The following is a 3,831-nucleotide window of genomic DNA, read 5'->3' on the forward strand; positions in this document are numbered from 1 at the left end:
GGATTCATATGCTCGATTTGTTTTTGCAAATCGGTGGCGATTTTGACGAGATGCATGCATTCGTTTCCAACCTCTATTGGAATCTCCCTGGTATCGAGGACAATGTATTTGCGATTTTACGAAATTCGCAAACAGGTACCTGCGCATCCTTGCATTCTACCATGACCCAATGGCGTCACCTCTTCTCCTTTGAGGTGTTCTTAGAACGCGGATATATGGTGCTGAATGGTCTGAAGACACCTTCCGGAACCTATGGTACTGAAGAATTGACCATCGCGAAAAACCGTTCAAAGGCCCCAGCAGCATCGTGGGAAGACGAGGAAGTTCATCGCTACGATGTGGACCAATCCTGGGAACGAGAGATGTCCAATTTCGTGGCGGCGGTGAATGGCCAAGCCAACCAAATAAAGCGGGACTCTTTCGAAGCTCTTCGCGTCATGCAAATGATCGATCGTATCTATGACAATGAAAGTCATCTTAGCGAGCAACTTTTCACAAAATTGAATGGTGAGAACAACTAATGTCCGGCACTAAGGATTTTTTTGGTCCATATTTCAGCGAATATCAGAAACTCGCCTTCGATGACGGTGTCATTCCCCTAGTTGAGCATTTCGCTGAAATCGCACTTCGGGTTCGCGATGGGGGAAATAAGATGATGTTCGCAGGGAATGGAGCCAGCGCCTCTATTGCGGAGCATGGCGCAGTCGATTTCACCAAGCAGGGCAAGGTCCGAGGCGTGACATTCCATGACCCAAACCTGATGACATGCTTTGCCAATGATTTTGGTTATGACCACTGGGTCGCTAAGGCAATTGAACACCTTGGCGATGATGGTGATGTTGTGGTGCTGATTAGTGTAAGTGGAGAATCTCCTTCAGTTGTGAACGCGGCCAAGTATGCAAAAAGCCGCGGAATGACTGTGGTCGCTTTTACCGGTCGTAATTCCAAAAATTCTTTGGCCGTGCAGGCTGACTTGAACTTCTTTGTTGCTTCTGATGCCTACAACGTAGTTGAAAATATCCATAGTATTTGGCTAACGACCACGGTTGATTATGTCATCGGCAAGGCTGTCTACGAAACGCGCGCATACGAGCTTTGAGCACGGGAGGCGGAAGGTTGGCTATTTCAGCAGACGAGAAGATTTACGTACGTAGTCAACGAACCCCATTGGATGCGGTGACATTGGAGAAAGGCAGGATTCCAGCTTCGACGTCGGAAGCCTATCGATTGGTACGTCAATCCTTGACAGGTGACGTTGGATACGGGGCGGCTTGGAAACTCGGTGGAACGACCGAGGTGACGCAAAAAATTTTTCAGGTGTCAGACCTTTATTTTGGCGCTCTTCACGAGAGTGAAATGGCGGTTCTTCCGGAGATTGCACCACCATTTGAGACCTTTGAGTTGAAAGGCGAAGCCGAGTTTGCAATTAGAATCTCCTCGTCAGCGGCTTCTTATCTAGATTCGGCCGGTGAATTACCTTCGGAGGTGGCTTCGGATGAACTTTTCGATGCTTGGTGCATCGCTCTAGAGCTGCCCTCCTCTCCCATATTGAATTTAACCGACGCTGGCGTTGTCGCACTTTTGGCCGACCGGTGCGCTGCGGGTTTTCTGGCATTGGGAGCGGCACGTGATTTCGACGAGACGTTCTCTTGGACCAACAAGCCATTATGTATCAAGGCGGATGGACAGGAAGTGGCAGAGGGGGGGGTGGAAAACTTGTTGTGGGATCCAGTTTCTTGCGCACGAAAATTCCTCCGTGAAGCAAGGTGCCAAGGGTACTCTTTGAAACCCGGTCAGTGGATTTCCACTGGCGGTGCGACGCCCTGTGTTCCCTTCCAGCAAGGGGCGCATGTGAAAGTGTATTTTGACGGTCAGGAAGAAATAGCCTTCTCGGCGGGGGGGGGGGCTGGTGCAGATTGATCTGGAGGAACTACAGTCAATTCTTCGATCTGCAGGGCTGCTTGTCACCGAGCGCGGCGTAGCAGAAGTTTCGAACAAGTCTTCGCTCGACTATGTGACTGATATTGATCTTCTAGTTGATCATTTTTTGACCGAAGATTTGGCGAGGTTTACTCCTGGAATTCCAGTCTTTAGCGAAGAACGATCAATGTCTAGACCTCAAGGGGCATTCTGGATCATTGATCCGGTGGACGGCACGCACAACATGATAGCAGGTATTCCGCATTACGCTGTCTGCGCCGCGTTGTTTACAGATACTTGTGCCGTTGCTGCGGCTGTTCTAGATATAGCTTCCGGTGATCTATTTGTTGCACAGAAAGGTCAAGGTGCATTTCTGAATCAGAATAGGCTTTCCATGCCCACTAAGCCATCAACATTGGTGGGTGTCTCTAGTGGCATGACCGATAGGCTCGTCCGGTTCCCCGAGTGCTACAAAAAGTTGCGTCAATTAGGGAAGATTCGGAATCTCGGTAGCCAGGCTCTTCATTTGTGCCAAGTAGCTATTGGTCGTTTCGGCTTCACCTTGTCCGAGGAGGCAAGATTTTGGGATGATGCAGCTGGTCGGCTGATCGCAGAAGAAGCCGGGGCCGTCTATCGATCTTTCGCTGCATCTAACGAGGACGATCTAATGAGGCTGGCCTTTTCGAAAGCACCCCTTCAGAGTGTATGCAGTCATCCTGACTTTGCCGAAGACCTCGAGGCCCTGCTTGGAAACGTATGGTCTCGCTCCTCTTAAATTTAAGATATTGGATTAGGATATGTCCGGTAAGCTGATTGCAATGATACCTGCGCGCTTGGGATCTCAGCGCTTGAAAAAGAAAAATCTGGCGTTGTTGAATGGATCTCCGTTGATTGCGCATGCAATTCGTAAGTGCTTCTCCGCAGGATGCTTTGACGAAGTTTGGGTAAATTCCGAGAGTGACGAAATAGCAGAGGTTGCGAGGTTGGAAGGTGCGAAATTCCATTCGCGTCCTGAAGAGTTGGCGAACAACGTTGCGACCTCAGAAGACTTTGTCGGTGAGTTCTTTCGAGCTCATGAATGTGAGGCCATGTTTCAGGTGCACTCTATTGCACCACTTTTGACGGCAAGCGAAGTCGCCGGTTTCGTTGAAGCTTATCGTTCTGCTGATCACGATGTTTTGCTGTCTTGTATTCATGATCAGATTGAAGTGGCCTATGATGGGCGTCCTGTGAATTTTACATTTGCGGAAAAGACCAATAGCCAGGATCTCAAGCCTCTCCAGCGCATAACGTGGTCTATTACAGGGTGGCGGCGATCCGTGTTTTTAGGTGCGCTCGATCAAGGTGAGACGGCGACCTATCATGGGCGCGTCGGTTTCTACCCGGTGGGTCCAACTGCAGGTCATGTAATTAAAACGCAAATGGATTTGGACATCGCCGCAGCGCTTTTGAATTTGGGATTGGAAGCGTAGCTTCCGAAGATCCTATGATCGTGCTTGTGATTCAGTACAAACAATTGGGAACGACCGGCGATGGGCATACCTCTGCCGATTATACGTAGGGTTCAGAAAATTTTACCGGGAACCTCGCGATCGTTTCAAGCCAGCTACGATCAAGTGACGAACGCAATACTGGCGCCGTGCACTGATGTCATAAGCTTTGATATTTTCGATACTTTGCTTGTCCGCCCAATCGTTGAACCCTCGGATTTGTTTGTTCTATTGGAAGGCAAGTGGCGGGAGCTAGGACGTGAGGATACCTTCTTAGACTGGCGAAAGCATGCCGAGCGATCTGCAAAATTAAAACTGTCTACCATGGGGTCTGATCGAACTGAACCGACTCTTTATGCTATTTATGAATCGTTTAAGGAGCTCACTGGGCTCTCGGACCAGGATGTGGATAGTCTTTGCC

6 protein-coding genes are annotated in these 3,831 nt (G+C 49.4%); all 6 read left to right on the forward strand.

The window, feature by feature from the left end; translation table 11 throughout:
• Positions 1-521 (forward strand): hypothetical protein (locus DCO57_RS23645; protein ID WP_205756253.1); only part of this gene is annotated, 521 nt, incomplete at its 5' end.
• Positions 521-1,099, forward strand: a complete 579-nt coding sequence (locus tag DCO57_RS22080) for an SIS domain-containing protein (protein WP_116701080.1) — start codon at positions 521-523, stop codon at positions 1,097-1,099. The genes DCO57_RS23645 and DCO57_RS22080, both read left to right, overlap by 1 nt.
• Before the next feature lie 17 nt (positions 1,100-1,116).
• Positions 1,117-1,920, forward strand: a complete 804-nt coding sequence (locus tag DCO57_RS22085; protein WP_133192740.1) for a hypothetical protein — start codon at positions 1,117-1,119, stop codon at positions 1,918-1,920.
• The gene (locus tag DCO57_RS22090) at positions 1,910-2,695 is read left to right on the forward strand and encodes an inositol monophosphatase family protein (protein WP_165814818.1); all 786 of its coding nucleotides are present in this window, start codon (positions 1,910-1,912) and stop codon (positions 2,693-2,695) included. The genes DCO57_RS22085 and DCO57_RS22090 overlap by 11 nt, the downstream gene beginning before the upstream one ends.
• A 22-nt stretch (positions 2,696-2,717) precedes the next feature.
• A complete protein-coding gene (locus DCO57_RS22095) occupies positions 2,718-3,392 on the forward strand; it encodes an NTP transferase domain-containing protein (protein ID WP_116701083.1) in 675 nt (224 codons plus the stop codon).
• Between the two features lie 60 nt (positions 3,393-3,452).
• The coding region (locus DCO57_RS23750; RefSeq protein WP_205756254.1) for a hypothetical protein at positions 3,453-3,831 on the forward strand (379 nt) is incomplete at its 3' end.

Origin of the sequence: Labrenzia sp. 011 (assembly GCF_003075075.1) — a bacterium.
Classification (GTDB): Bacteria; Pseudomonadota; Alphaproteobacteria; order Rhizobiales; family Stappiaceae; genus Roseibium.